This window comes from Bradyrhizobium paxllaeri (assembly GCF_001693515.2).
Lineage (GTDB): Bacteria > Pseudomonadota > Alphaproteobacteria > Rhizobiales > Xanthobacteraceae > Bradyrhizobium > Bradyrhizobium paxllaeri.
This window is the reverse complement of the sequence record NZ_CP042968.1, coordinates 2,618,112-2,640,417: the sequence shown is the minus strand read 5'-3', so window position 1 is coordinate 2,640,417 and position 22,306 is coordinate 2,618,112. Positions and strand designations below refer to the sequence as shown.

The window sequence follows — 22,306 nt, the reverse complement described above, 5'->3', positions numbered from 1 at the left end:
CATCCAGCCATGGCACCTCCCCGATTTCTTTCTTGTTTATCTCACATGGTCGTATGCTGGCTGAAGCGGCGCGAGGCGCAGAGCAGGATACGATCGGAACATGTTGACAATCTCGCCGAGGGCGTCAAGTTCGCCGCTCCAAGGACGAACGCCAATCAAAAGAGCGCGGGCGAAGGGAGACAAAAATGGCGGTTGCAGAGGAAAAAACCTCGCCCGAAGCCTCCGACAAGAGCTGGCACGGCATCGTGCTGCAGACCCTCAAGCGCAACGATGTCCGCCTCGTCCCCTACGTGCCCGACCGCGTCCTGACGCCGCTGATCAAGAACCTGCATGCCGACCCGTTTTTTACGACCTTCGCCACCGCGCGCGAGGAGGAAGCGGTCGGCATCGTCTCGGGCGCCTGGATGGGCGGCATGCGGAGCGCGGTGCTGATGCAGACATCCGGATTTGCCACGCTCGCGAACGTCCTGGCCTCGCTGGCGATCCCCTATCAGATCCCGCTGATCATGTTCGTCTCCGAGCGCGGCACGCTCGGCGAATTCAATTACGGCCAGTCGCTGGTGTGCCGCACGATGCGCCCGGTGCTGGATTCGCTGGCGATGGAGCACCATACCATCACCCGACTGGATGAACTCGAATTCATCGCCGACCGCTCCATCAAGCAGGCCGTCACCACGCAGGCGCCGGTGGCGCTGATCCTCTCGCCGCTGCTGACCGGCGGCAAGGTCTTCGACAAGTGAGCGATGTCATGAACAACGATAATCCTGCCCGCAATACCAAGGTCATGAACCGCTTCGATCTCACCTCGCGGCTGATCGCGAAGTTGAAGAACGAGGAAGCCGTGATCGGCGGCATCGGCAACACCAATTTCGACCTGTGGGCCGCCGGCCACCGGCCGCAGAATTTCTACATGCTCGGCAGCATGGGTCTCGCCTTCCCGATCGCGCTCGGCGTCGCGCTGGCGCAACCCGATCGCCGGGTGTTCGCGCTCGAAGGCGACGGCTCGCTCTTGATGCAGCTTGGATCGCTCTCGACGATCGCGACGCTGGCGCCGAAAAACCTCACCATGGTAGTGATGGACAATGGCATCTACCAGATCACCGGCGCGCAACCGACGCCGGGTGCAGCCGTCGCCGACCTCGTCGCCATCGCGGTCGCGAGCGGGCTCACCAACAGCAGCTGGGCGGCGGACGAGGACGATTTCGAGCGCCTTATCGAGGAGTCCCTGTCGGCCGCAGGCCCGACCCTGATCGGCGTGCGCATCGACGACAAGCCGGGCACAGGCACCACCCGTCGCGATCCCGTGCAAATTCGGGAGCGCTTCATGCACGGTATGGGCGTGAGGGAGCCGCTCTGACGGATTAACCACACATTGCCTCGATCGTGCGTATGGACTTACCGCACGGAATGTGTGCTATGCCGTCCCGATGACGATCATCCCTCGACTTATCGCCTGGGGCCTTGCCGCGGCCATTGCCTTCGCAACCCTCGGACCGGCCGAACGGCGACCGCACTTGAATCTCGGACAGAACGGCGAGCACGCGCTTGCCTTCATGCTGCTGGGGCTCGCCTTCGGGCTGGCGCACACGCGCAATCGTTCGCTGACGGCGACCCTCGTCATTGCCTTCACCGGCCTGATCGAAATCCTGCAGTTCTGGGCGCCCGGCCGGCATGCGCGGATGTCAGATTTCGTGGTCGACGCATTGGCCGCGTCTCTCGGCCTCCTGGTTGCCGCGGCGCTCGACTGGAAGCTCAGGCGAACGCAGCGATCGCTGCCGTGACCACAAAAAAATTCCTCGCAGGCGTCGCCCGCGAGGAATGTCAGCCAACAGCTTAGGCCCGTCAGTCGAGGATTCTCACGACCCTTCGCGTACGCGGCTCCACGATCACCCGGCGATCATTGACCACGGCATAACGGTATTCGGTATGCTGCGGCACCGTGCGCAGTTCAACGGCTGGCGGCAGCGGCTCGCCCACCACTACGCGCTCACGCACCACCACGGAGCGATCGCGCGGAACCGAATTGATCACCGCGTTCGGAATTTCCACGGCCGCGCCGACCGCAGCACCGACGGTACCGCCGACGATGGCGCCGACCGGACCAGCGGCTTCACCACCCCTCGCGGCGCCTTCCGCCGCGCCTTGCGCAGTGGTCGACTGGGCAAACGCCGCGCCCGGCATCAGCAGTGAAGCGGCAATCAGTGAAACAGCCAAACGATTATTCATTGCATCCTCCAGTAAATCGATGATGCATTTCAATCATTGGCGGCACGGGAAGTTCCAGTTCCAATGCGACAGCAAAAAGAGCCGCGTCGAAATTTCGACGCGGTTCCAGTCACAGGGAGAAACAAGAAATCAGGCTTTGGCGACCTCGTGGCTTGCCATCATTTCGAGCGCGCGCACCATTCCCGAATGGTCCCAGGCCTTGCCGCCATGGGCGGTGCAGGACGAGAACAATTGCTGCGCGACCGCCGTGCTCGGCAAGGAAATGCCGAGCGCCCGCGCGCCCTCCAGCGCCAGATTGAGATCCTTCTGGTGCAGCTCGATACGGAAGCCCGGCTCGAAGTTGCGCTTCACCATGCGCTCGCCATGCACTTCCAGAATGCGCGACGAGGCAAAGCCGCCCATCAGCGCCTGCCGCACCAGCGCGGGATCCGCGCCGGCTTTCGATGCGAACAACAGCGCCTCGCCGACCGCCTCGATCGTCAGCGCGACGATGATCTGGTTGGCGACCTTTGTCGTCTGCCCGTCGCCGTTGGCGCCGACGAGGGTGACGTTCTTGCCCATCTTGTCGAAGATCGGCTTCACGGCGTTGAACGCGCGCTCCGGCCCGCCGACCATGATGGTGAGGCTTGCCGCCTTGGCGCCGACTTCACCGCCGGAAACCGGTGCATCGAGATAGTCGGCGCCGAGCGCCTCCACCTTCTTGCCAAACTCCTTGGTGGCGAGCGGCGAGATCGAGCTCATGTCGACGACGATCTTGCCCTTCAAGGGTCCCTTCGCAACGCCATCAGGCCCGAACAGCACGGCTTCCACGTGCGGCGTATCCGGCACCATGATGATGACGATTTCAGCCTGCTCGGCGACGTCCTTGGCCGACTTGCAGACCACGCCGCCGGCGGCAACCAGCTCCGGTGCGACAGGCACGACATCATGCAGGAACAGGCGGTGGCCGGCAGCCTGGAGATGGCCCGCCATCGGGCGCCCCATGGTGCCGAGACCGATAAAGCCGATATTGGTCATTTCAACTCCCCTTTGTCGTTTCTTGTTCAAGTATCGGCCGTCAACGCGGCGTGCCAACCGAGACCTTCGACCGTCGTCGTCCTCGGTTTGTATTCGCAGCCGATCCAGCCTCGATAACCAATAGCGTCGAGATGGCGGAACAGGAAGGGATAGTTGATCTCGCCCGTCCCCGGCTCGTTGCGGCCGGGATTGTCGGCAAGCTGGACATGGGCGATGCGCGGCAGATGTTTTTGCAGGGTTCGCGCAAGGTCACCCTCCATCACCTGCATGTGATAGATGTCGTACTGCACGAACAGATTGCTCGAGCGCACGTCGGCGATGAGCTGAAGCGCCTGCGCCGTCCTGTTCAGGAAGAAGCCCGGAATATCGATCGTGTTGATCGGCTCGATCAGGAGCCTGATCTGCTCCTTCGCGAGTGCATCCGCCGCAAAGCGCAGATTACCGATCAATGTCTCGTTGAGATCGACAGCATCCGCGCCGTCGGGCGCGATGCCGACGAGGCAGTTGAGCTGGCGGCAATCGAGCGCCTTGGCATAGTCGATGGCGCGCGCGACACCGTCGCGAAACTCGTCGACCCTGTCCGGCAGGATGGCGATGCCGCGCTCGCCGGCGCCCCAATTGCCCGCCGGTAGATTGTGCAGCACTTGGGTCAGGCCGTGCTGGTGCAACTGCTCGCGCAGATCGGCCTTGTCGAAATCATAGGGGAATAGATATTCGACTCCGTTGAATCCCGCGGCCTTGGCGGCGGCGAAGCGCTCGATAAACGGCTGTTCGCCGAACAGCATGGTGAGGTTGGCGGCAAATTTCGGCACGGTTGAATCTCCCGTTATGCCGGCAGCAGCTTGCCGGATTGCGGCGCACTCGATTTGGCCGGCGTGTCGTCCAGCGGCAGGTCGAGCACCTCCTCGAATTCGATGATGTTGTCGATCTCGGTGCCCATCGAGATGTTGGTGACGCGTTCGAGAATGAACTCGACGACGACAGGCACCTGGAATTCGGCCATCCATTCGCGCGCGGTCTCAAACGCCGCCTGCGCGTGGTTCGGATCGGTGACGCGGATCGCCTTGCAGCCGAGCCCTTCGGCGACCGCGACGTGGTCGACGCCATAGACGCCGATCTCCGGCGCATTGATATTCTCGAAGGAAAGCTGGACATGGTAGTCCATGTCGAAGCCGCGCTGCGCCTGCCGGATCAGCCCGAGATAGGAGTTGTTCACAACGACATGGATGTAGGGCAGCTTGAACTGGGCGCCGACCGCGAGCTCCTCGATCAGGAACTGGAAATCGTAGTCGCCCGAGAGCGCGACGATGTCGCGGGTCGGATCGGCGGCGCGCACGCCAAGCGCTGCGGGAAGCGTCCAGCCGAGCGGACCGGCCTGCCCCGCATTGATCCAGTTGCGCGGGCCGTAGACGCCGAGGAATTGCGCGCCGGCGATCTGCGACAGCCCGATCACACTCACATAACAGGTGTCGCGGCCGAATGCCTTGCTCATCTCCTCATAGACGCGCTGCGGCTTGATCGGCATGTCGTCGAAATGGCTCTTGCGCAGCATCGTGCGTTTGCGATCCTGGCACGCCGCCGGCCACGCCTGCCGCTCCCGCAGCTTGCCGGCCTTGCGCCACTCTTTGGCAACGGTGACGAACAATTCCAGCGCCGCCTTGGCGTCCGACACAATGCCGAAATCGGGATTGAACACGCGTCCGATCTGCGTCGGCTCGATGTCGACATGCACGAATTTGCGACCCTTGGTGTAGGTCTCGATCGAACCGGTGTGGCGGTTGGCCCAGCGGTTGCCGATCCCGAGCACGAAGTCGGATTGCAGCATGGTGGCGTTGCCGTAGCGGTGGCTGGTCTGCAAGCCCACCATGCCGGCCATCAGCACGTGATCGTCGGGGATGGCGCCCCACCCCATCAGCGTTGGCACCACAGGCACGTTGACCGCCTCGGCGAACTGCACCAGCAGGTCGGACGCATCGGCATTGATGACGCCGCCGCCCGCCACGATCAGCGGCCGCTCCGCCGCGTTGAGCATTTCCAGCGCCTTTTCGATCTGCTTGCGCGTCGCCGCGGGCTTGTAGACCGGCAGCGGCTCATAGGTCTCGTCGTCGAACTCGATTTCCGCAAGCTGCACGTCGAGCGGCAGGTCGATCAGCACCGGGCCCGGACGGCCCGAACGCATGATGTGGAACGCCTGGCTGAACACGCGCGGCACCAGCGCCGGCTCGCGCACCGTGACCGCCCATTTGGTCACGGGCTTTGCAATGGATTCGATATCGATGGCCTGAAAGTCTTCCTTGTAGAGCCGCGCCCGCGGCGCCTGCCCGGTGATGCACAGGATCGGGATCGAATCCGCAATCGCCGAATAGAGCCCGGTGATCATGTCGGTGCCAGCCGGCCCCGAGGTGCCGATGCAGACGCCGATATTGCCCGCCTTTGCGCGGGTATAGCCCTCGGCCATGTGGGAAGCACCCTCGACATGCCGCGCCAGAATGTGCCCGATCGAGCCGCGCTTCTTCAGCGCGGAGTAAAGCGGATTGATCGCGGCCCCCGGCACGCCGAAGGCGATCGTTACCCCCTCCTTCTCCAGGATCCGCACAGCCGCATCGATCGCCCGCATCTTCGCCATGTCGCGCCTCGCTCACCAGTGTTGGCTCTGACGGCGATTTTCGCGGTGGCGCGGTGCGATCTCAACGCGGCTGATTTTATTTCCCGCGGAGTGGGAGGAAACTCGGAAACGCCCAACAAATCAGACGCTTGGTTCATGAACATGATGGAAATCGATAGCACCGTCATCGCGAGGAGAGAAGCGACGACTTGTCCGCCGTAGCTCGGAGAGCGAAAGCGGAAGCAATCCATCCATCCGTTATGCGGCGCTATGGACTGCTTCGCGCAGCCTGTCATCGGGCGTGCATTCGCGCGACCCGTAGGCTCGCATGACGTCCTGTGTGCCTCGCAGCTTAGTCCAGATTCTTCCGCTTCAACTTCATCTGCATATCGAACTTGAGGTCGTACTTCTTGCCGTCCGCGCAGACGGCGTCATCGACCTCGAACTGCTGGTCGTCTTCATCCATTTCGAACTTGCCGCCCGAGCATCCCTCTGCCTGAACCGCGGCGACAAGCTTTGCGCGCTCGTCTTCAGTGACCGCGCGATCCGCGAACGCGGGAAGCACCGATAGGACGAGGATTGCAGTTGATACAGTCAATCGCATGATCGAATTCCTCCTGTAGGAGCTGCCTCGAGCCAACCCGTTCGCCTCAGGGCGGAGCAGAAGAAGGGCCCCGGCGTATCGGCCGAGGCCTTCACATGCCGTCTGTCGGCGAACCGAACCGTGCGTGAGTTGAATGCCTGCGGCTGGAAATGGTTCCGCACTGCAACCAATCGCCGGCTCATCGCCCCAATCGCCGGGAGGATCATTGCACAGCGCCTTCAACTACCGATAGACTGATCTGGCGTCACCGGATTGAAAGAGGACGTGCGATGACCGATATCCCCGCCAACGTCGCCCCCCAATCAAGCAGCGCTGAGCCGAGCCTTCATCGGGTCATGGGCCCCTGGCTGCTCCTGCTGTTCATTGTCGGCGACATTCTCGGCACGGGGATTTACGCACTTACAGGGCAGGTGGCGAAACAGGTCGGCGGCGTCGTGTGGCTGCCTTTCCTGGTTGCCTTTGTGGTCGCCCTAATGACCGCGTTCAGCTATCTCGAACTGGTCACGAAATATCCAAAAGCGGCAGGCGCGGCTCTCTATACGCACAAGGCCTTTGGCATCCATTTTATTACATTCATCGTCGCATTTGCGGTGATGTGCTCGGGTATCACCTCGGCATCAACAGCTTCCCGGGCTTTCGCCGCAAACATGTCGCACGCCATGGGGCTGAACCTGACGGGCTTTGGCATTACGATGACCGGTCTCGCTTTCATGGCGATCGTTGCCGCAGTCAATTTCCGCGGGGTCGGTGAGAGCGTGAAGGCCAACGTCGTTCTCACCTGCGTGGAGCTGACGGGGCTACTGATCATCATCGCGATCGGCCTTTGGGCGATCGGGTTGGGCCAGGGTGACGTCTCGCGCGTCGTTCAGTTTCGCTCGACGCCGGACGGCGGCATGTTCTGGCCGGTGATTGCCGCGACCACGCTGGCATTCTTTGCCATGGTGGGGTTTGAGGATTCGGTCAACATGGCCGAGGAATGCAAGGATCCGACCCGTCACTTTCCAAAGGTGCTGCTTGCGGGCCTGGTGATTACCGGCCTCATCTATGTTCTGGTCTCGATCTCGTCCATCACGCTGGTGGCGCCGGAGCAACTGGGCGAAGGCGAAACACCGCTGTTGAAAGTCGTCCAGCAGGGCGCGCCGAACTTCCCGATCTGGATCTTTGGATTCATCACCATGTTTGCCGTGGCCAATAGCGCGCTCATCAATATGCTGATGGCCAGCCGCCTCGTCTATGGCATGAGCCGCGAACATGTGCTTCCGCCATCCCTCGGGAAAGTCCACAAGACGCGGCGGACGCCCTATGTCGCCATCGGCTTCACCACCCTGCTGGCCTTTGCCCTGATCACGTTTGTCGGCGAAGTGCCGGCACTCGGCGGCACCACCGCGCTTCTCCTGCTATGCGTCTTCACGGTGGTGAATGTCGCGGTCCTGGTGCTTCGGCGCGATGCTGTAAATCATCAGCATTTCCGCACGCCCACCATTCTGCCGATCCTGGGCGCTGTGTTCTGCGCCTTCCTCGCGGGTCCCTGGACCGGTCGCGACCCTGTTCAGTACCGGGTCGCCGGGGTCCTGATCGGGATCGGCATCGTTCTCTGGCTCGTAACCATCATGGTCAACCGGCGGACCGGGGTGAAGAGAATGGAGCCCGATATGGAAGGTTTGGGTCGCGGGGGGCCTGTGAACTAGCGAAGCACCGGACGAAGAGAAGCAACGGTCGGCGCGATGGCCTGCTTCATCGCCACTGCTGCTGTCCGCAACCTAACGCCTCTCCGGTCCGTTATCGTCCAGCCGAAGCTTCGCGCCTAAGTACGCTGATCCGTCCGTCGCCTTCGAGCTTTGCGAGCCTTACTTGAGCAATGTCCTCCACTTGCTGCTGCCTCAACAGAGATGCGAGTTCGTCCATCGACAGCATTTCCTTGCGCATTGCCTCCTCGACAATCCGCCCGTCTCTTACCAGCGTCAGAGACGGAGGTCTGAGGACAGGCCTTAGGGCCGGAAACCGGTAAGATAGCCAGTCGATAACGTATTCCCAGGCAACGATGGTCAGGACCAGCACGAGGCCTTCGGTCACGGACTGATATTCCTTGCCAAGTCCGTTCTGCGCCGCGTCCGCGATCAGCACGATCACCAGGAGATCCGCCGGTCCAAGATGCCCCGCCTGCCGACGCGCCATGAAGCGCAGGATCACGAAAAGGCCGAGATACATGAGCGTGCCCCGGACGACGATCTCGGCGATGCCGAGACTGGGAAAGAAGACGCTGTTCCAATCTATCTGCATGACAAGAGCCCTCGCGTTTCCGTGCCAACGCGGCATGAAAAAGCGAAGTTCCTAGCCGAACCACAAACAGCGTCCCGACTAACTCGCCGCGAGCGTGCAGACAGGCACCAAGGCAACAGCGAGCGCGTTCCAAATCACGCCAATAGCGGACAAGAAGGCGAGCAGCCTTGTCGTGTTATGCAGGAATATCGCACCCCTGTGCTGGCTCGGCGGACCGTCCGCGCGTGGCGCTGGAACTGCGGCCAGAAATACAAGAATTCCGAGCGCCGTTACGGTCGCCGCAATACCAAGCCACATCATCACGCGCCCCGAGCCGACGGAAGGCGTACAAATCAGAGCCTCCGCGCCGTACAGCAGAGCTAGATGCAAGAACCAGACGACCGGCCCGACGAACAGGCGCAGCAGATCGGCAAGAGCCCGAGTGCGGGGCGCGCTCATACTACCCTCGGAAAGCCGTGCACGAGCAGAAGGCCGAGCAAGCCTTGCGCGACCGTATAGTGCCAGAGCAGCGCGAGATTGTCGAAAACGACGCGGCGCCGGCGACTCAGCATGCCGGCAAGGCAACGCGCGACGGCAAAGCCCGCCATGACGACAAGCACCAGCACAAGCTGAGCCTGAAGAAACGACGCCATGTACGCAAGTGCACCATGCGCGTCGACATCAGGGCGAAAGCCCGCCCGCCAGTGGGACAGGACTTCGACGCCAAGGCTTCCGCAAAGCGATACGACCGCCAAGCCGATCGCACCGACGAAGGCGCTACCGTTGCGCGACCGAGCTGGAAGAACGCGGCCGGCGAGCATGGTCAACCCGCTGCTGGCTGCGAGCAAGATCGCCGAAATGACGGACCACAACGACGGCGGCATCTGCTCGGGTTTCGGCCAGACCTGCGGCGAGACCGTCCAAAGGAAGAGATAGGAGAACACAAAAGAGAGGTAGAGCGAGCCTGCGACAAGGATTAGCACGACCATCGCCCACCAGGAATGCGCGAGCGGACCGTTGACATAGGTGGGTACCCTGATGCCATGGCCGATCCCGGCACGAGGCAATGGCCCTGGATCGCTGCCCCATATCCAGATCAGGATCATCATGAGCGCGAGCGCACCCGAGATGAATGCGAGCGTCACATACTTTACGGTGAGCAGCATGAACAAGCCGGCTGTGAACACCGCGCCGAGCAGTGGTGTCCAGCCATCGCCGGGCAGACGCTGTAGTGCCTGCGGCGTTGCCTCGATTGGCGAAGTGATGATCGTTTCGCGCTGCCCCGTCACCGTGCCGGGCAGATAGTGACGCCCCTCTTTCGATTCCTGCGAAAGTCCCGGCTGATCCCAGAGCGGATCGCGGCTCGTCACCAGCGGCACGCTGCGCGGCCCGTAGACATGGTTGTGCAGCCACTCGAGCGAGGCGCCCTTCCACACGTCCCCGACTGGTTCGGACACGGTTGGACGCAGGTTGCGAACGAGGTCGACGAGGAAAACCAGCACGCCGGCCGCAAACAGGAATGCTCCGATGGTCGAGATCATGTTCAGCACGTTCCACTCGGCAATGGCGGGATAAGTGTAGACGCGGCGCGGCATGCCCATGAGGCCCGTGATGTGCATGGGAAAAAACGCGACGTTGAAGCCGATGAACATCAGGGAGAATGTCGTCTTGCCTGATCGCTCCGACAGCAGGCGGCGGCTGAAGGCGGGCGCCCAGTAATAGAAGGCACCGAACAGCGGAAATACCATGCCTCCCACCAGCACATAGTGAAAATGCGCGACCACAAAATAAGTGTCGTGCACCTGCCAGTCGAACGGCACCATCGCGACCATCACGCCCGTCAGCCCGCCCAACGTAAATATGAACAGGAAGCCGAGCACGAACAGCGATGCGGTCGTTAACTGCAGCCGTCCGGCCGCGATCGTGGCGATCCAGGCAAAAACCTGAATGCCGCTTGGGAGCGCAACCGCCATGCTGGCAGCCGAGAAGAAACTCAGGGAAAGCGCCGGGATACCGGTGGTGAACATGTGATGCACCCACAGGCCAAACGAGAAGAAACCAGTCGCGATCAACGCGACGACAATCAGCCGGTAACCGACGAGCGGCGTGCGGGACATCGTGGGCACGATCATCGACACCATGCCGGCGGCCGGCAGGAAGATGATGTAGACCTCCGGGTGACCGAAGAACCAGAACAGATGCTGCCATAGCAGCGCGTCACCGCCCTTCTGCGGAATGAAGAACGGCCAGCCGAAGGCACGCTCGAGCTCAAGCAGCAGCGTTGCCACGATGACGGCCGGAAAGGCGAACACAATCATCCCGGCGAAGATCAGCATCGTCCAAGCGAACATCGGCATGCGATCGAGCGACATGCCGGGTGCGCGCGTGCGCAGCACGCCGACAATCAGCTCGATCGCGCCCGCGATTGCCGAGATTTCGATGAAGCCGATGCCGAGCAGCCAGAAATCCGCGCCGAGCCCGGGCGAATACTGCGCCCCGGTGAGCGGCGGATACATGAACCACCCGCCTGACGGCGCGAGATCGTAGAACAGTGTGCCGAAGAAAATGATCCCTCCGACGAAATAGGCCCAGAATGCGAAGGCGCCGAGGCGAGGAAACGGAAGGTCGCGCGCTCCCAGCATCTGCGGCAGAAGGAGAATGCCCATCGCTTCGACCACCGGCACGGCGAACAGGAACATCATCATGGTGCCGTGCATCGTGAAGATCTGGTTGTAGGTCTCCGGCGACAGGAAGGTGTTGCTCGGCACTGCGAGCTGGAGGCGCATCAGCAGGGCGAGGATTCCCGCGAGCAGGAAGAACAGCACTGCGGCCGCCACGTAGAAGTAGCCAACGACCGTGTTATTGACCGCGGTGACGATCCGCCATCCCTTCGGCAACTCCCAGGCCCCCTCAAGCGCTTGCAACTCGCCCTTGGGACGCGGCAGCTTGTTGGGATGGCCGGCGAGGTGCGCTGGTAGGAGCTCGCTCATCGCAGGCTCATGAGATAGCTGACGAGCGCAGTCTGCTCGGCCGCTGAGAAGATGCGAAATTCGGGCATGCGGTTACCCGGCTTGATGTGTTGCCCGTCGCGGATGAAGCGGTCGAGATTCTCGGCCGTCAGCGGCAACGTGTCGATTCCAACAGAACCGCGCGCCGCGAGGTGTGTCAGATCCGGACCGATTGTCCCTGCCGCACCGGTGCCACGCACGGCATGGCAAGTGCCGCAGCCAGCCGCCATGAAGAGAGATCGGCCGCGCCGCTCGATGTCAGTCGAGCGAGCGGCCGAGGGAGCTGCCATCCGCGCAAGCCATGCGTCGTATTCGTCGGGGGGCATGGCGATGACCTTGAGGGCCATCAGCGCGTGCGGGCCGCCGCAATATTCCGCGCACTGCCCGCGATAGACGCCCGCGCGTTCGGCGGCAAGCCGCAGGCGCGTGATACGGCCGGGGATCATGTCGACCTTGCCGCCGAGGCTCGGGACCCAGAAGCTGTGGATCACATCGGCCGCCTTGAGTGTGAAGTCGACCGGCTGCCCGACGGGAATTCGGATCTCGTTCGCGCTCACGACCGGCGTCGGAGCTTCATAAGCGATACGCCACCACCACTGCTCGCCGGTCACCTCGATGCGCAGGGAATCGCCCGCATGCCCCGTCTGGGCGCGCGTGAGCCATAAGCCACAGCCGAGCAGGATCGTGAGCGTGACGACCGGCAACGCGAGGCCAAGCACCATGATGGCGTGCTCGCGGGCGAGCAATTCGCGTATGCGCGGCGAGCCTCGCATCGCGAGCCAGGTCGCGGCCACGACCAACCCGAGGATGACCGAACCGAATGCGAACAGCGCCCAGGCCAGCGTAGCGATCTGTCCAGCCTGCGGGCCGTGCGCCGCAAGCACGGACTGAAGGATGCCGTTCATCGCGAGGCACCGGCAGAAGGATCGCCCGAAGCGTAATAAGCCACAACATCTTCGATCTGTCGCTCACTCAGCGCACGCGCGATCGGCGCCATAATGGTTTCGGTCTCCGTCCCCGGCGCGAGGCCGTTCTTCCAGAGGCGCAGCCGATTGAGCATGTACGAGAGATTTTGTCCGGCAAGGCGAGGATAGATCTTCAAAGCCTCTTCGCCATGGCAGCCCGCGCAGGCCGGGACTCTCGCCGTCGGATCGCCATTTTGCGCGACATTGCGTCCACGCTCGATCGCGGATGTATCGGTTGGCCCCTCTGGGGCATGCGGCGCTCGAAGCGCCGCATAGTAGTCGGCCACCCGTCTGAAATCGTCGCCGGTCAGTGCCCGCGCGACGGGCTGCATGATCCCGCTGGCGCGCTGCGCGCTCGCGAACGCCTCAAGCGACGCAACGATGAATTCCGTCGGCTGACCGTGCAAGATCGGAACGAGAGAGCTTGCGGGCCTCGCATCGTCTGCGCCGTGGCAGCGGGCGCAGGCGCCGGCCGCGATGGCCGTCGTCTCGCTTGTCGCCAGGCTCTCGCCGCTCTGCGGCGGCACCCGTAGGCCTCCGAGCGCGAGGTCACGGTACTGCGCCACGTCGAGGCTCGGCAGACGGCGCAGGAACGCCGCGAGTGCCCATACCTCGTCGTCGCGCTGCTGTGCCGACCACGCCGGCATGCCGGTGTATTTGATGCCGTGCTTGATGATCCAGAACAGTTCGCGGTCGCGCCATGGCCGCATGCTGGTCGCAAGATCGGGCGGCGGGGGCAGCATGGCCCGCGCGATCGGGCTGATCGGGATACCCGGAGCGCCATGACAATACGCGCAGCCGCTCTGGAAATGCGCGGCTCCAAGCGTCACGAGATCGGCATTGTCGAGCGGCGGGGCGTCGATGCCGAACGCGTGCGTCTTGACCGAATTGCGCATGGCGAATGTCAGCAACCATTCGGTCACTGGCCAGTGCCCACGACTGGCCGCGACGGTGTAGACGCCTGACCACATGAACAGGAAGCCAAGAAGCAGCACAGCCAGCCCGGCCAACACGATGAAGCGCATGCGCGCGGGCGGGTGGATGCGCATGAGCTAGCTGGCGGTTCGGTGGATCGGCGGCACCGGCCGCGGCGGCTCGCCCGCGCCGATCAAATGAACCGTCATGAAGACGGCCGCAACGAGGTAGCTCAGCGGGCAAGCCGCGAGCATCAACAAACCCGCCAGATGCTGATCGCCGAGCCCGTGCGCGGCATGGTCCGCGGACCCGTAAAGCGCTCGCGGTGCGAAGACAAGGAGAGCCGCGAGCAGGCAGACCAGCTTTCCGGTGAGCAGAAGGGCCGGAATAGCCTGCCAGCGCGAGGAGCCGGTGAGGCAGAGCAGCGATGTCCAGAACGCTGTGGCCGCCATCAATAGCGCTGCGTGTGCCATGATCATTGCACTGGGCGCATGCAGGATGAGATTCTGCGCCATCGGGGCGTGCCAGACCCAAAGCACGGCGATTTGGACGAAAGTTGCGAACCAAAGCAGGAATGCGCTCCCCGTAGCCCTCTTCCACCATGCAAGCACGATTGCAAGCACGGGAGCAGCAACATTCATCGCGAGGATATGAGCGGCCATGTGCCGGGTATGGGGGCCGAATTCCAGGAAGCTTGCGAGAAGCGTGCCAATCGCGAGAACGCAAGTGCCGCTCGCGACGAGAGCAAGGACCTGCGGTGGTCGAGATTGCATGGTCCCTCTTGCCTGGAAGTCGCTGAAGCGAATGCGAGACGACTAGTTCAACGTCTCAGGCACGATTTGGTTCGCGACAGATTGACGCTGCCCCCCTCATGCGACAACGATTTGGCTGGCGATACCGCGAGGAGACAGCCGCTGTGAGTCACAGACGGGTATCGAATGCTGTTCGGATCTGTATCGACTCGCCCCCGCGGAAGCCGACATCGCTGCCCCCGTCCCCCGGGCACCAAAGAAACTGACGTTGCTCCCTGCCTAAGAGGTTTGAAATGACCGGGCAGCGTGCAAAAATCCTCATTGAGAATACAACCGCCTGCGAGAGATCATGAGCTTCTTCGACCGATTGAAACATGCGGCATCCGCCGAATGGCGGGCTTATACCGAACATCCCTTCACGGAAGGGTTGGCGGACGCTTCGCTCACTGAGGCGGCATTTCGGCACTATCTCGTTCAGGATTACCTGTTTCTCATCGAGTTTGCGCGCGCCTACGCGCTCGCCGTCTACAAGTCGCCCACCCTTGCCGACATGCGCGAAGCGGCCGGCGGTCTCTCCGCCATTCTCGATGTCGAGATGAACCTGCATGTAAAACTATGCGCCGGCTGGGGCCTGTCCGCCACCGATCTTGAACAGGCGCCTCCGGCGGTCGAGATGCTGGCCTATACGCGTTACGTGCTCGACGCCGGAATGCGCGGCGATCTGCTCGCGCTCAAGGTGGCGCTTGCCCCTTGTGTGATCGGCTACGCCGAGATCGCGACAAGGCTCGCTGCGCGCCCCGATGCGCTCGCGGCGACGAACCCCTATCGCGTCTGGATCGCCGAGTATGCCGGGGCTCCCTATCAGGAGGTGGCGGCGAATGCGCGGGAGCACCTGGAGCGTCTCGCCGATCGCTACGCGACACCGGCCCGCGAGGCAGAGCTGATCGCGATCTTCAAGGAAGCCACCCGGCTCGAAGCCGACTTCTGGGAAATGGGGTGGCGAGCCGGTACGCGGTGAGTGGCGACTAACCGCGTACCGGATCTCGCCAGTGGCGCGACGGCTCAGTTCAGCCGCAACTCCGTGATGTGCCGTGGATCCGGGCTCAGCTCTCCCCGCTCCACCCGCTTGACGATATCCGTCAGCGCGGCGTTTGCGGCGCAGGATAGCCCGAGCTTCTCGCCCTCGCGCACCACAAAACCGTTGAGGAATTCGATCTCGGTGCGCCGGCCCTTCTGCATGTCCTGGCCCATGGAGGGGCGCTGCGCTGCGGAGGTGCGCTTGCTGTCCTTGGAACGCTGCTCGTCGCAGGCGCGCATCGCGGCTTCGTCGCCCTCCCCGGCACGCGCGATCGTGTCCGGCGGCAGGTGCAAAATCTCCTCCAGTTGATAGCCGTGCGCCTGTCCGACGCGGATCGCCTCGCTGCCGAGCCGGGTGGAAAACCGTCGCAGCGGCTCGCTCTGCAGGATTTCGCCGCCCGGCAGGCCGGTGCAGGCGGATAGCCCGTTGCCCATCACGTTGGCGACCAGTTTTGACCAGCGCTCGCCCCAGAGATTCTCCGTCACCTTGGCGCTGTCGGAATAGCCGACCAGGCGGCAGACCTCCTCCGCCCGCGGCGTGATGCGCCCATGCACCTCGCCGGCGCGGAACACCGTGTGCGCCGCCCCGCCCTTCCCCGCGCCGCGATGGATGTGACCGGGCTCCGGCAGGTTCACGGTGATGCTGCTGGCGATGCAGCCCAGCGTCTTGCCCCAGCCGACCACGCCGGCAATCGTCTCCTCGTTCATGCAGTTCTGCAGCGACACCACATAGCCATCCGCCGCCAGATATTGCTGGATCAGCATGGTGGCCCAGGCCGTGTCATAGGATTTCATGCAGACAAAGGCGATGTCGACCGGCTTCTCCTTGGAAAGAAGCTGCGCGTCCGTGACGTGAAGCGCACGCACCGGCACCGAAAATTCCGCAACGTCCATCGCATGGGTGACGCGCAGCCCATGCTTGCGCATATGCTCGACATGCTCGGGCCAGGGATCGATGAAGGTAACATCCTCGCCCGCCTGCACCATATGCGCCCCGACATACCCGCCGACGGCGCCCGCTCCGACGATCGCGATCTTCCGACCCATGTTCTCTCCCCGAATTTTTCTTGCAGCAGACGACCACCGCGCCGCTCATTCGCGCCGCTCATTCGTTGGAGGCAGTCTAACGGATCGTGAGTTTTCGCCAACGGCCGCTTTGCGAAGAGCTGCCCTGCCCGAGCCGCACCATGAACCCGTGCGGGGCGCAACTTTATTCACGAGCAACACGGTTGCGGGTCACACCCTTTGGCAGGTTGGCAAGCTGCGCCCTGAGACGTGGTACCGCGAAATCGAGAAACGTGCGCAACTTGGCCGGCATAAAGCGGTTCGGCGAATACACAAAGCTGACGGGTTGCGGCGGCGGCTGAAAATCCTGCAGCAGCGGAACCAGCTCCCTGGATTTGATCGGTTCGGCGACGAGATAAGAGAACGCCACGGTGATCCCGAGGCCTGCGCGTGCAGCGTCGCAGGCCGACTCGAGATTGCTCGCAATGAAACGCGACCGAACCGGCACCACATACTCCGTCTGGTCTCGCCTGAATCTCCATGTGCCTGGTGACTGCATCGGAGGATAGCTGATGCAGTCATGCGCCGAGAGATCATCGGGCGATTTGGGCGTTCCGCGAGATTTCAGATAGGCCGGGCTGGCGCAAGCCACGCGGTGGATTTCGCCGACGCGCACCGCGATCAGGCTGCTATCGGCGAGATCGCCGACCCGCAGCGCGACGTCGATGTGCTCTTCCAGGAGATCGACGGTCCGATCCTGCAGATTGAGGTGAACGTCCACCTCCGGGAACGTCGCCAGAAACTCTGCCAGGATCGGCTGCAGACATAAGCGGCCGAGCGCAACAAGGGTTGAGACACTCAAGTCTCCACGTGGCGTCGTGTATTCGCCGGAAGCGGCGCGCTCGGCTTCGGCAATATCGGCAAGGATTCGCTTTGCGGCGGCGATATAGGAGAGCCCTGCGTCCGTCGGGACGAGTGCGCGGCTCGACCGGTTGAACAGCTTGGTGCGCAGGTGCGCTTCGAGCTCGGACACCTTTCGGCTGACGGTCGCCAGCGGCAGTTTCTGTCGACGAGCCGCGGCCGACAGGCTTCCGGCCTCCGCGACCGCCAACACGATCGACATGCCTTCGAGACGGTCCATTGGATGCTTCCATTTTTTGGAAGGATGCATCTCGATTTTGCCAGATACCCATCAATTTCGGAAGGGCATATCCATCCCTGCGAGGCAACAAACCCAACCCAAGGAGATGGAAATGACCCAGTCCAAAGGCACTGCCCTTATTACCGGCGCATCCACCGGCATCGGCGCGATCTATGCCGATCGTCTGGCAAAGCGCGGCCACGACCTCATTCTTGTTGCGCGCAACAAGCAGCGGCTTGCGTCGCTGGCGCGGCGGCTCAGCAACGAGACCGGCCGGAAAGTGGAGACGGTCGAGGCCGACCTTACGTCACCAGCAGACCTGCAACGCGTCGAAGACATCCTCCGGTCCAATGCCGGCATCTCGGTGCTGGTCAACAACGCCGGCGTCGGCGCTTCAGCCCCGCTGGTCGCCTCCGACGTCGACAAGATGGAGGACATGATCCGCCTGAACGTCACGGCGCTGACGCGGCTGACCTATGCGGCTGTCCCGGGATTTGTCGCCCGCGGCAACGGCACGATCATCAACATCTCGTCGATCGTCGCGGTCGCGCCGGAGGTGCTGAACGGCGTCTACGGCGGCAGCAAAGCGTTCGTACTCGCATTCAGCCATTCGCTCGTCCACGAACTCGCCGGCAAGGGCATCCGCGTGCAGGCAGTGCTGCCGGGCGCCACCGCCACCGAATTCTGGGACGTTGCCGGCACGCCGGTTCATCAGCTTCCGGCGCAGATCGTGATGTCGGCTGACGACATGGTCGATGCGGCGCTTGCCGGTCTCGACCTTGGCGAGACCGTGACCATCCCGGCGCTGGCGGACAAGGCCGAGTGGGATCGTCATGAGGCTGCGCGCCTTGCCATGACGGACAAGCTCTCGAGCGTCATCCCGGCCCCTCGCTACAACCTGCGCCAGCGCGCGAATGCGTGAGCACCCTGTCAATCAAGCAGACATCTCATCAAAACGGAGGTTACCATGTCACACATCATCATCCAGCACGCGGCGCCGGTCCTCGCACCGGGCTCCATCGTCCGGTGGCGCGATCATGCCGAACGCGTGATCGCTTACGCGGAGCCGGTCAGCCGCGTCGGCCTCTACGCGTCGCTCGCGATCATCTACGCCTGGTTCGGCGGCATGAAGTTTACCGAATACGAAGCCAACGGACTGGTGCCGCTGGTGGAGAACAGCCCGCTGCTGAGCTGGTTCTACGCTCTGTTTTCGGTCCGCGGCTTCTCAACGTTCCTCGGCTTCCTCGAACTCAGCATCGGACTATTGATCGCCCTCAGACTGGCGAGCCCGATCTTTTCCGCGGCCGGCGGCCTTCTCTCGGCTGGACTCTTCGTCACGACCGTCAGCTTCATGGTCTCGACGCCGGGCGTCATCGTGCCCGAGCTCGGGGCGCCCGCGATCACGGTCGCGCCGGGTCAGTTCCTCCTGAAGGACATCGGCCTGTTCGCCGCGTCGTTCTGGGTATTCGTCGACTCGCTGAAAACCGTGGTTCGCCGCTGAGCACCGATAACCTTCACACCTCATGCAAGCAAAGGAGAACACCACCATGAAAATGCGATCCATCCTCAGTGCAGCCTATGCTGCTATTGCCATCGCCATGGCGACGCCTGCCGCCGCCCACGGCACCGGCGAAACGGTCACGCCGCACTTCTCGCAGACGATACCCAACATCCCCGGCAAATCGCTGGTCGCCCTGGTGGTCGACTATACGCCGGGCGGCGCATCGCCTTCGCACATCCACGCCAAGTCGGCTTTCATCTTCGGTTACGTCCTCTCGGGCGAAATCGAGTCCCAGGTGAATGACGAACCGAGGCGGGTCTATCGCGCGGGTGAAAGTTTCCACGAGACGCCGGGCTCGCGTCATCCCGTCAGTCGCAATGCCAGCGCGACCAAACCTGCAAAGCTGCTCGCCGTGTTCGTCGTCGACACCGGCGAGAAGGAACTGACCACTTCCGTTGAGCAGAACTCGTCATCAAGGAGCAAAAAATGAGCAAGCGTCTCGACTACAACCAGATCGCGCCGGCAGGCGTGAAAGCGCTGGGCGGCCTCTACGGCTACGTCATCCAGAGTGGCCTTTCCCCTACGCTGGTCGAGCTGGTCTATCTGCGAATTTCGCAAATCAACAACTGCGCCTACTGCCTCGACATGCATACGCGCGACCTGCTCAGGAAAGGACTGAAGATCGAAAAGCTGGCGCTGGTGCAGGCGTGGAAGGAAGCCGGCAACCTCTTCGACGAACGTGAGCGCGCCGCCCTTGCATGGGCCGAAACGGTCACGCGCGTTGCAGAAACCAACGTGCCGGATGAGGCGTACCAGGCAGCCCGCACCGTGTTCGACGAGCGCGAGCTCGTAGATCTCACGATCGCGATCGGCTTGATGAACGCCTACAATCGCCTGGCAATCAGCTTTCGGAACACGCCGCAGGCCGCGCTCGAGAAATAGGCGCAGGCCGATCAACGGATCATCGCGCTTCCGCGGTGAAGCAAACCGGCAGGAGAAGGCCATGAAAATATTGAATACGCACCCGAGCCTCGAGGTCATCGACCTTGGCCGCCGCCGGCTCTTGAGCGCGGCAGCCAGCGGCATCGTCGGCATGGGCGCCGCGAGCCTGCTGCCGTCGCCGTTGATGGCTGCCTCCTCGGGTGACGTCATTCGCCCCTTCCGCATCGACGTTCCGGAAGAGCAGCTTGTCGACCTCCGCAAGCGCATCCTTGCCGCGCGCTGGCCGGATCAGGAGACCGTGAATGACCGGTCGCAGGGCGTCCAACTCGCGAAATTCCAGGAAACGATGCGCTACTGGGCCACCGACTATGATTGGCGAAAGCTGGAGGCGCGGCTTAACGCTTTGCCGCAGTTCATCACCGAGATCGATGGGGTCGACATCCACTTCATCCACGAGCGCTCCAGCCATGCAGATGCGCTGCCGCTTATCGTCACGCACGGTTGGCCCGGTTCGATTGTCGAACAACTCAAGATCATCGATCCGCTCACCAATCCTACGGCGCATGGCGGAAAAGCATCGGATGCCTTCCATCTCGTGATCCCGTCGATGCCGGGTTACGGCTTCTCCGGCAAGCCGAAGGCCACCGGCTGGAATCCGGATCGCATCGCCCGCGCCTGGGCGGAGTTGATGAAGCGTCTCGGATATACCAGCTACGTAGCCCAGGGCGGCGACTGGGGGTCGCCGGTCTCCAGCGCCATGGCGCGTCAAGCGTCGGCTGGATTGCTCGGCATCCACATCAACCTGCCGGCGACGGTTCCGCCCGACGTGGCCATGGCGCTTGCCGGCGGGCAACCCGCGCCGGCGGCGCTTTCCGAAAAGGAACGCGCGGCGTTCGACTCACTCGACACGTTCTTCAGGAAGTACCGGGCCTATGGCGTCATCATGGGCACGCGCCCGCAGACGATTGGCTACGCTCTGGCAGACTCTCCTGTGGGTCTTGCGGCCTGGATCTACGACTATAACAACGGCGAGCCCGAGCGCCTGCTCGGCAGGGACGACGTGCTCGACGACATCACGCTGTATTGGCTGACCAACACAGCGACATCGGCCGCACGCCTGTACTGGGAAACCGCCGGCCAAAGCGTTATTCTCTCGGCCGCGCAGAAGACCGCCGACATCTCGCTTCCGGTCGCCATCACCGTCTTCCCCGGCGAAGTTTATCGAGCTCCCGAAACGTGGGCCCGGCGCGCCTATCGCAACCTCATCTACTTCAATGAGGCCGACAAGGGCGGCCATTTCGCTGCGTGGGAAGAGCCGGAACTCTTTGCCGCCGAACTCCGTGCCGCCTTCAAATCGCTTCGCCCGGCACGCTGACCGGAGAACAGACGAAAGGACACCTGTCATGTCACAGCGGATCAACGATGACGCGATCGGTTTCTTCGAGATCGACAAGGACATCACGCTCAGAAGGATGGCGCTGCGCAACCCGAAGCCGAAGGGGACCGTGCTCTTCCTGCACGGGTTTCCGCTGTCCGCCTGGACGGATATTTCCCTGGCTCTGGCCGATGACTATGAAGTTCACGCTTTCGACTGGCCGGGCTACGGTCTTTCATCCAGGCCGACTGTCGACAGGTTCTCCTATGCACCCAAAGACTACGCGCGCATTCTCCATCAATACATCGCGAAGGCAGGCATCGACACACCGAGGCTGACGATCTACGCAACCGATATCGGAGCTTTGCCGGCGCTGCTGCTGGCCGTGGAAAAACCTGACATCGCAAGGACCATCATCGTCGGCGACTTCGCCCCGTTCAACAGGCCGCAATACATGTATGAGAGCCTGCAGAGCCTGAAGGCGGGACCTGCGATGGATGAGGTCCGCGCCAGCCTGAACAGGAATCGCGACGAGATCCTCGCGAACACCTTCACAAGAGGCCTACCCGAGGAAGCCCGGTTCGAAATTTCCAGGGAATTCAGGGACGACATGGCCAGAGGATGGAGCCAGGGCGCGATGACGACGGCAGACGCGTTCTCCCACTACTACTCGCATTTTACGCGGGACCAGGACCATTTCGAATCGCAACTATCCCGGCTCCAAACGCCAGTGAAGGTGATTTGGGGCGAGAAAGACCTCTACATCAAGAAGGAGATGGGAGCAGAGCTTGCCGAAAGAATCCACGCGGAATTCGCGCTTCTTCCCGGCATCGGTCACTTCCCTCACCTGCAGAACCCGAAACTGACCATCGATGAGGTTCGTGCCTCATTCGAATGAGTGCGCAAAAGTGAGG

General features: G+C 62.7%; 24 protein-coding genes. 11 read left to right on the top strand and 13 right to left on the bottom strand.

The genetic code is table 11. From position 1 onward, the window contains the following. Positions 1 to 185 precede the first annotated feature (185 nt). From LMTR21_RS12315 to LMTR21_RS12305, 3 genes are all read left to right on the top strand, one after another. The gene (locus LMTR21_RS12315; RefSeq protein WP_065753146.1) at positions 186 to 740 is read left to right on the top strand and encodes a thiamine pyrophosphate-binding protein; all 555 of its coding nucleotides are present in this window, start codon (positions 186 to 188) and stop codon (positions 738 to 740) included. 8 nt (positions 741 to 748) lie between these two features. Continuing rightward, entirely contained in the window at positions 749 to 1,357 is a 609-nt protein-coding gene (locus LMTR21_RS12310) for a thiamine pyrophosphate-dependent enzyme (RefSeq protein ID WP_065753145.1), read from the top strand. Between the two features lie 70 nt (positions 1,358 to 1,427). Continuing rightward, the gene (locus tag LMTR21_RS12305; protein ID WP_065753144.1) at positions 1,428 to 1,781 is read left to right on the top strand and encodes a VanZ family protein; all 354 of its coding nucleotides are present in this window, start codon (positions 1,428 to 1,430) and stop codon (positions 1,779 to 1,781) included. 61 nt (positions 1,782 to 1,842) lie between these two features. Here the strand turns inward: LMTR21_RS12305 and LMTR21_RS12300 are convergent, their stop codons facing one another. From LMTR21_RS12300 to LMTR21_RS12280, 5 genes are all read right to left on the bottom strand, one after another. Beyond that, the gene (locus LMTR21_RS12300; protein WP_065753143.1) at positions 1,843 to 2,226 is read right to left on the bottom strand and encodes a DUF1236 domain-containing protein; all 384 of its coding nucleotides are present in this window, start codon (positions 2,224 to 2,226) and stop codon (positions 1,843 to 1,845) included. A gap of 129 nt (positions 2,227 to 2,355) precedes the next feature. Beyond that, positions 2,356 to 3,243 carry a 2-hydroxy-3-oxopropionate reductase gene (locus LMTR21_RS12295; RefSeq protein ID WP_065753142.1) on the bottom strand — a complete coding sequence of 296 codons (888 nt, stop codon included), beginning with the start codon at positions 3,241 to 3,243 and terminating at the stop codon, positions 2,356 to 2,358. A 26-nt stretch (positions 3,244 to 3,269) separates the two neighbouring features. Then, entirely contained in the window at positions 3,270 to 4,055 is a 786-nt protein-coding gene (gene hyi, locus LMTR21_RS12290) for a hydroxypyruvate isomerase (RefSeq protein ID WP_065753141.1), read from the bottom strand. Positions 4,056 to 4,069: 14 nt separating this feature from the next. Continuing rightward, positions 4,070 to 5,869, bottom strand: coding sequence for a glyoxylate carboligase (gene gcl / locus LMTR21_RS12285; protein ID WP_065753140.1), 1,800 nt, complete (start codon positions 5,867 to 5,869; stop codon positions 4,070 to 4,072). 331 nt (positions 5,870 to 6,200) lie between these two features. Beyond that, a complete protein-coding gene (locus LMTR21_RS12280; RefSeq protein WP_065753139.1) occupies positions 6,201 to 6,452 on the bottom strand; it encodes a PepSY domain-containing protein in 252 nt (83 codons plus the stop codon). 269 nt (positions 6,453 to 6,721) lie between these two features. On the opposite strand from LMTR21_RS12280, the gene LMTR21_RS12275 reads away from it, so the two are divergent. Then, entirely contained in the window at positions 6,722 to 8,140 is a 1,419-nt protein-coding gene (locus tag LMTR21_RS12275) for an APC family permease (RefSeq protein ID WP_065753138.1), read from the top strand. Positions 8,141 to 8,231: 91 nt separating this feature from the next. Here LMTR21_RS12275 and LMTR21_RS12270 read toward each other — a convergent pair whose 3' ends face one another. From LMTR21_RS12270 to LMTR21_RS41580, 6 genes are all read right to left on the bottom strand, one after another. After that, on the bottom strand, positions 8,232 to 8,732 hold the full coding sequence (locus LMTR21_RS12270) for a DUF421 domain-containing protein (protein WP_065753137.1): 501 nt from the start codon (positions 8,730 to 8,732) through the stop codon (positions 8,232 to 8,234). 78 nt (positions 8,733 to 8,810) lie between these two features. After that, on the bottom strand, positions 8,811 to 9,170 hold the full coding sequence (locus LMTR21_RS12265; protein WP_065753136.1) for a hypothetical protein: 360 nt from the start codon (positions 9,168 to 9,170) through the stop codon (positions 8,811 to 8,813). Beyond that, complete coding sequence (gene ctaD, locus LMTR21_RS12260; RefSeq protein ID WP_065753135.1) at positions 9,167 to 11,701, bottom strand: cytochrome c oxidase subunit I; 2,535 nt, start codon at positions 11,699 to 11,701, stop codon at positions 9,167 to 9,169. The genes LMTR21_RS12265 and ctaD overlap by 4 nt, the downstream gene beginning before the upstream one ends. Continuing rightward, on the bottom strand, positions 11,698 to 12,624 hold the full coding sequence (gene coxB, locus LMTR21_RS12255) for a cytochrome c oxidase subunit II (RefSeq protein WP_065753134.1): 927 nt from the start codon (positions 12,622 to 12,624) through the stop codon (positions 11,698 to 11,700). The genes ctaD and coxB overlap by 4 nt, the downstream gene beginning before the upstream one ends. Beyond that, positions 12,621 to 13,733, bottom strand: coding sequence for a c-type cytochrome (locus LMTR21_RS12250; protein WP_065753133.1), 1,113 nt, complete (start codon positions 13,731 to 13,733; stop codon positions 12,621 to 12,623). The genes coxB and LMTR21_RS12250 overlap by 4 nt, the downstream gene beginning before the upstream one ends. Before the next feature lie 3 nt (positions 13,734 to 13,736). Next, a complete protein-coding gene (locus tag LMTR21_RS41580) occupies positions 13,737 to 14,114 on the bottom strand; it encodes a hypothetical protein (protein ID WP_347339170.1) in 378 nt (125 codons plus the stop codon). 586 nt (positions 14,115 to 14,700) lie between these two features. On the opposite strand from LMTR21_RS41580, the gene tenA reads away from it, so the two are divergent. After that, complete coding sequence (gene tenA / locus LMTR21_RS12240; protein WP_065753131.1) at positions 14,701 to 15,369, top strand: thiaminase II; 669 nt, start codon at positions 14,701 to 14,703, stop codon at positions 15,367 to 15,369. Between the two features lie 44 nt (positions 15,370 to 15,413). On the opposite strand, the gene LMTR21_RS12235 is transcribed toward tenA, so the two are convergent. Further along, on the bottom strand, positions 15,414 to 16,475 hold the full coding sequence (locus LMTR21_RS12235) for a ketopantoate reductase family protein (RefSeq protein WP_065753130.1): 1,062 nt from the start codon (positions 16,473 to 16,475) through the stop codon (positions 15,414 to 15,416). A gap of 163 nt (positions 16,476 to 16,638) precedes the next feature. Beyond that, positions 16,639 to 17,574 (bottom strand): LysR family transcriptional regulator, encoded by a 936-nt coding sequence (locus LMTR21_RS12230; RefSeq protein ID WP_065753197.1) that lies wholly within the window; start codon positions 17,572 to 17,574, stop codon positions 16,639 to 16,641. A gap of 112 nt (positions 17,575 to 17,686) precedes the next feature. On the opposite strand from LMTR21_RS12230, the gene LMTR21_RS12225 reads away from it, so the two are divergent. From LMTR21_RS12225 to LMTR21_RS12200, 6 genes are all read left to right on the top strand, one after another. Further along, the gene (locus LMTR21_RS12225; RefSeq protein WP_065753196.1) at positions 17,687 to 18,496 is read left to right on the top strand and encodes an SDR family NAD(P)-dependent oxidoreductase; all 810 of its coding nucleotides are present in this window, start codon (positions 17,687 to 17,689) and stop codon (positions 18,494 to 18,496) included. 45 nt (positions 18,497 to 18,541) lie between these two features. Beyond that, on the top strand, positions 18,542 to 19,075 hold the full coding sequence (locus LMTR21_RS12220; protein WP_084030615.1) for a YkgB family protein: 534 nt from the start codon (positions 18,542 to 18,544) through the stop codon (positions 19,073 to 19,075). Between the two features lie 46 nt (positions 19,076 to 19,121). After that, the gene (locus LMTR21_RS12215) at positions 19,122 to 19,565 is read left to right on the top strand and encodes a cupin domain-containing protein (RefSeq protein WP_065753194.1); all 444 of its coding nucleotides are present in this window, start codon (positions 19,122 to 19,124) and stop codon (positions 19,563 to 19,565) included. Further along, positions 19,562 to 20,017 carry a carboxymuconolactone decarboxylase family protein gene (locus LMTR21_RS12210; protein WP_065753129.1) on the top strand — a complete coding sequence of 152 codons (456 nt, stop codon included), beginning with the start codon at positions 19,562 to 19,564 and terminating at the stop codon, positions 20,015 to 20,017. The genes LMTR21_RS12215 and LMTR21_RS12210 overlap by 4 nt, the downstream gene beginning before the upstream one ends. A gap of 61 nt (positions 20,018 to 20,078) precedes the next feature. Next, positions 20,079 to 21,392, top strand: a complete 1,314-nt coding sequence (locus LMTR21_RS12205; protein WP_065753128.1) for an epoxide hydrolase family protein — start codon at positions 20,079 to 20,081, stop codon at positions 21,390 to 21,392. Between the two features lie 28 nt (positions 21,393 to 21,420). Then, the gene (locus LMTR21_RS12200) at positions 21,421 to 22,290 is read left to right on the top strand and encodes an alpha/beta fold hydrolase (RefSeq protein ID WP_065753127.1); all 870 of its coding nucleotides are present in this window, start codon (positions 21,421 to 21,423) and stop codon (positions 22,288 to 22,290) included. The last annotated feature ends 16 nt before the right edge of the window (positions 22,291 to 22,306 follow it).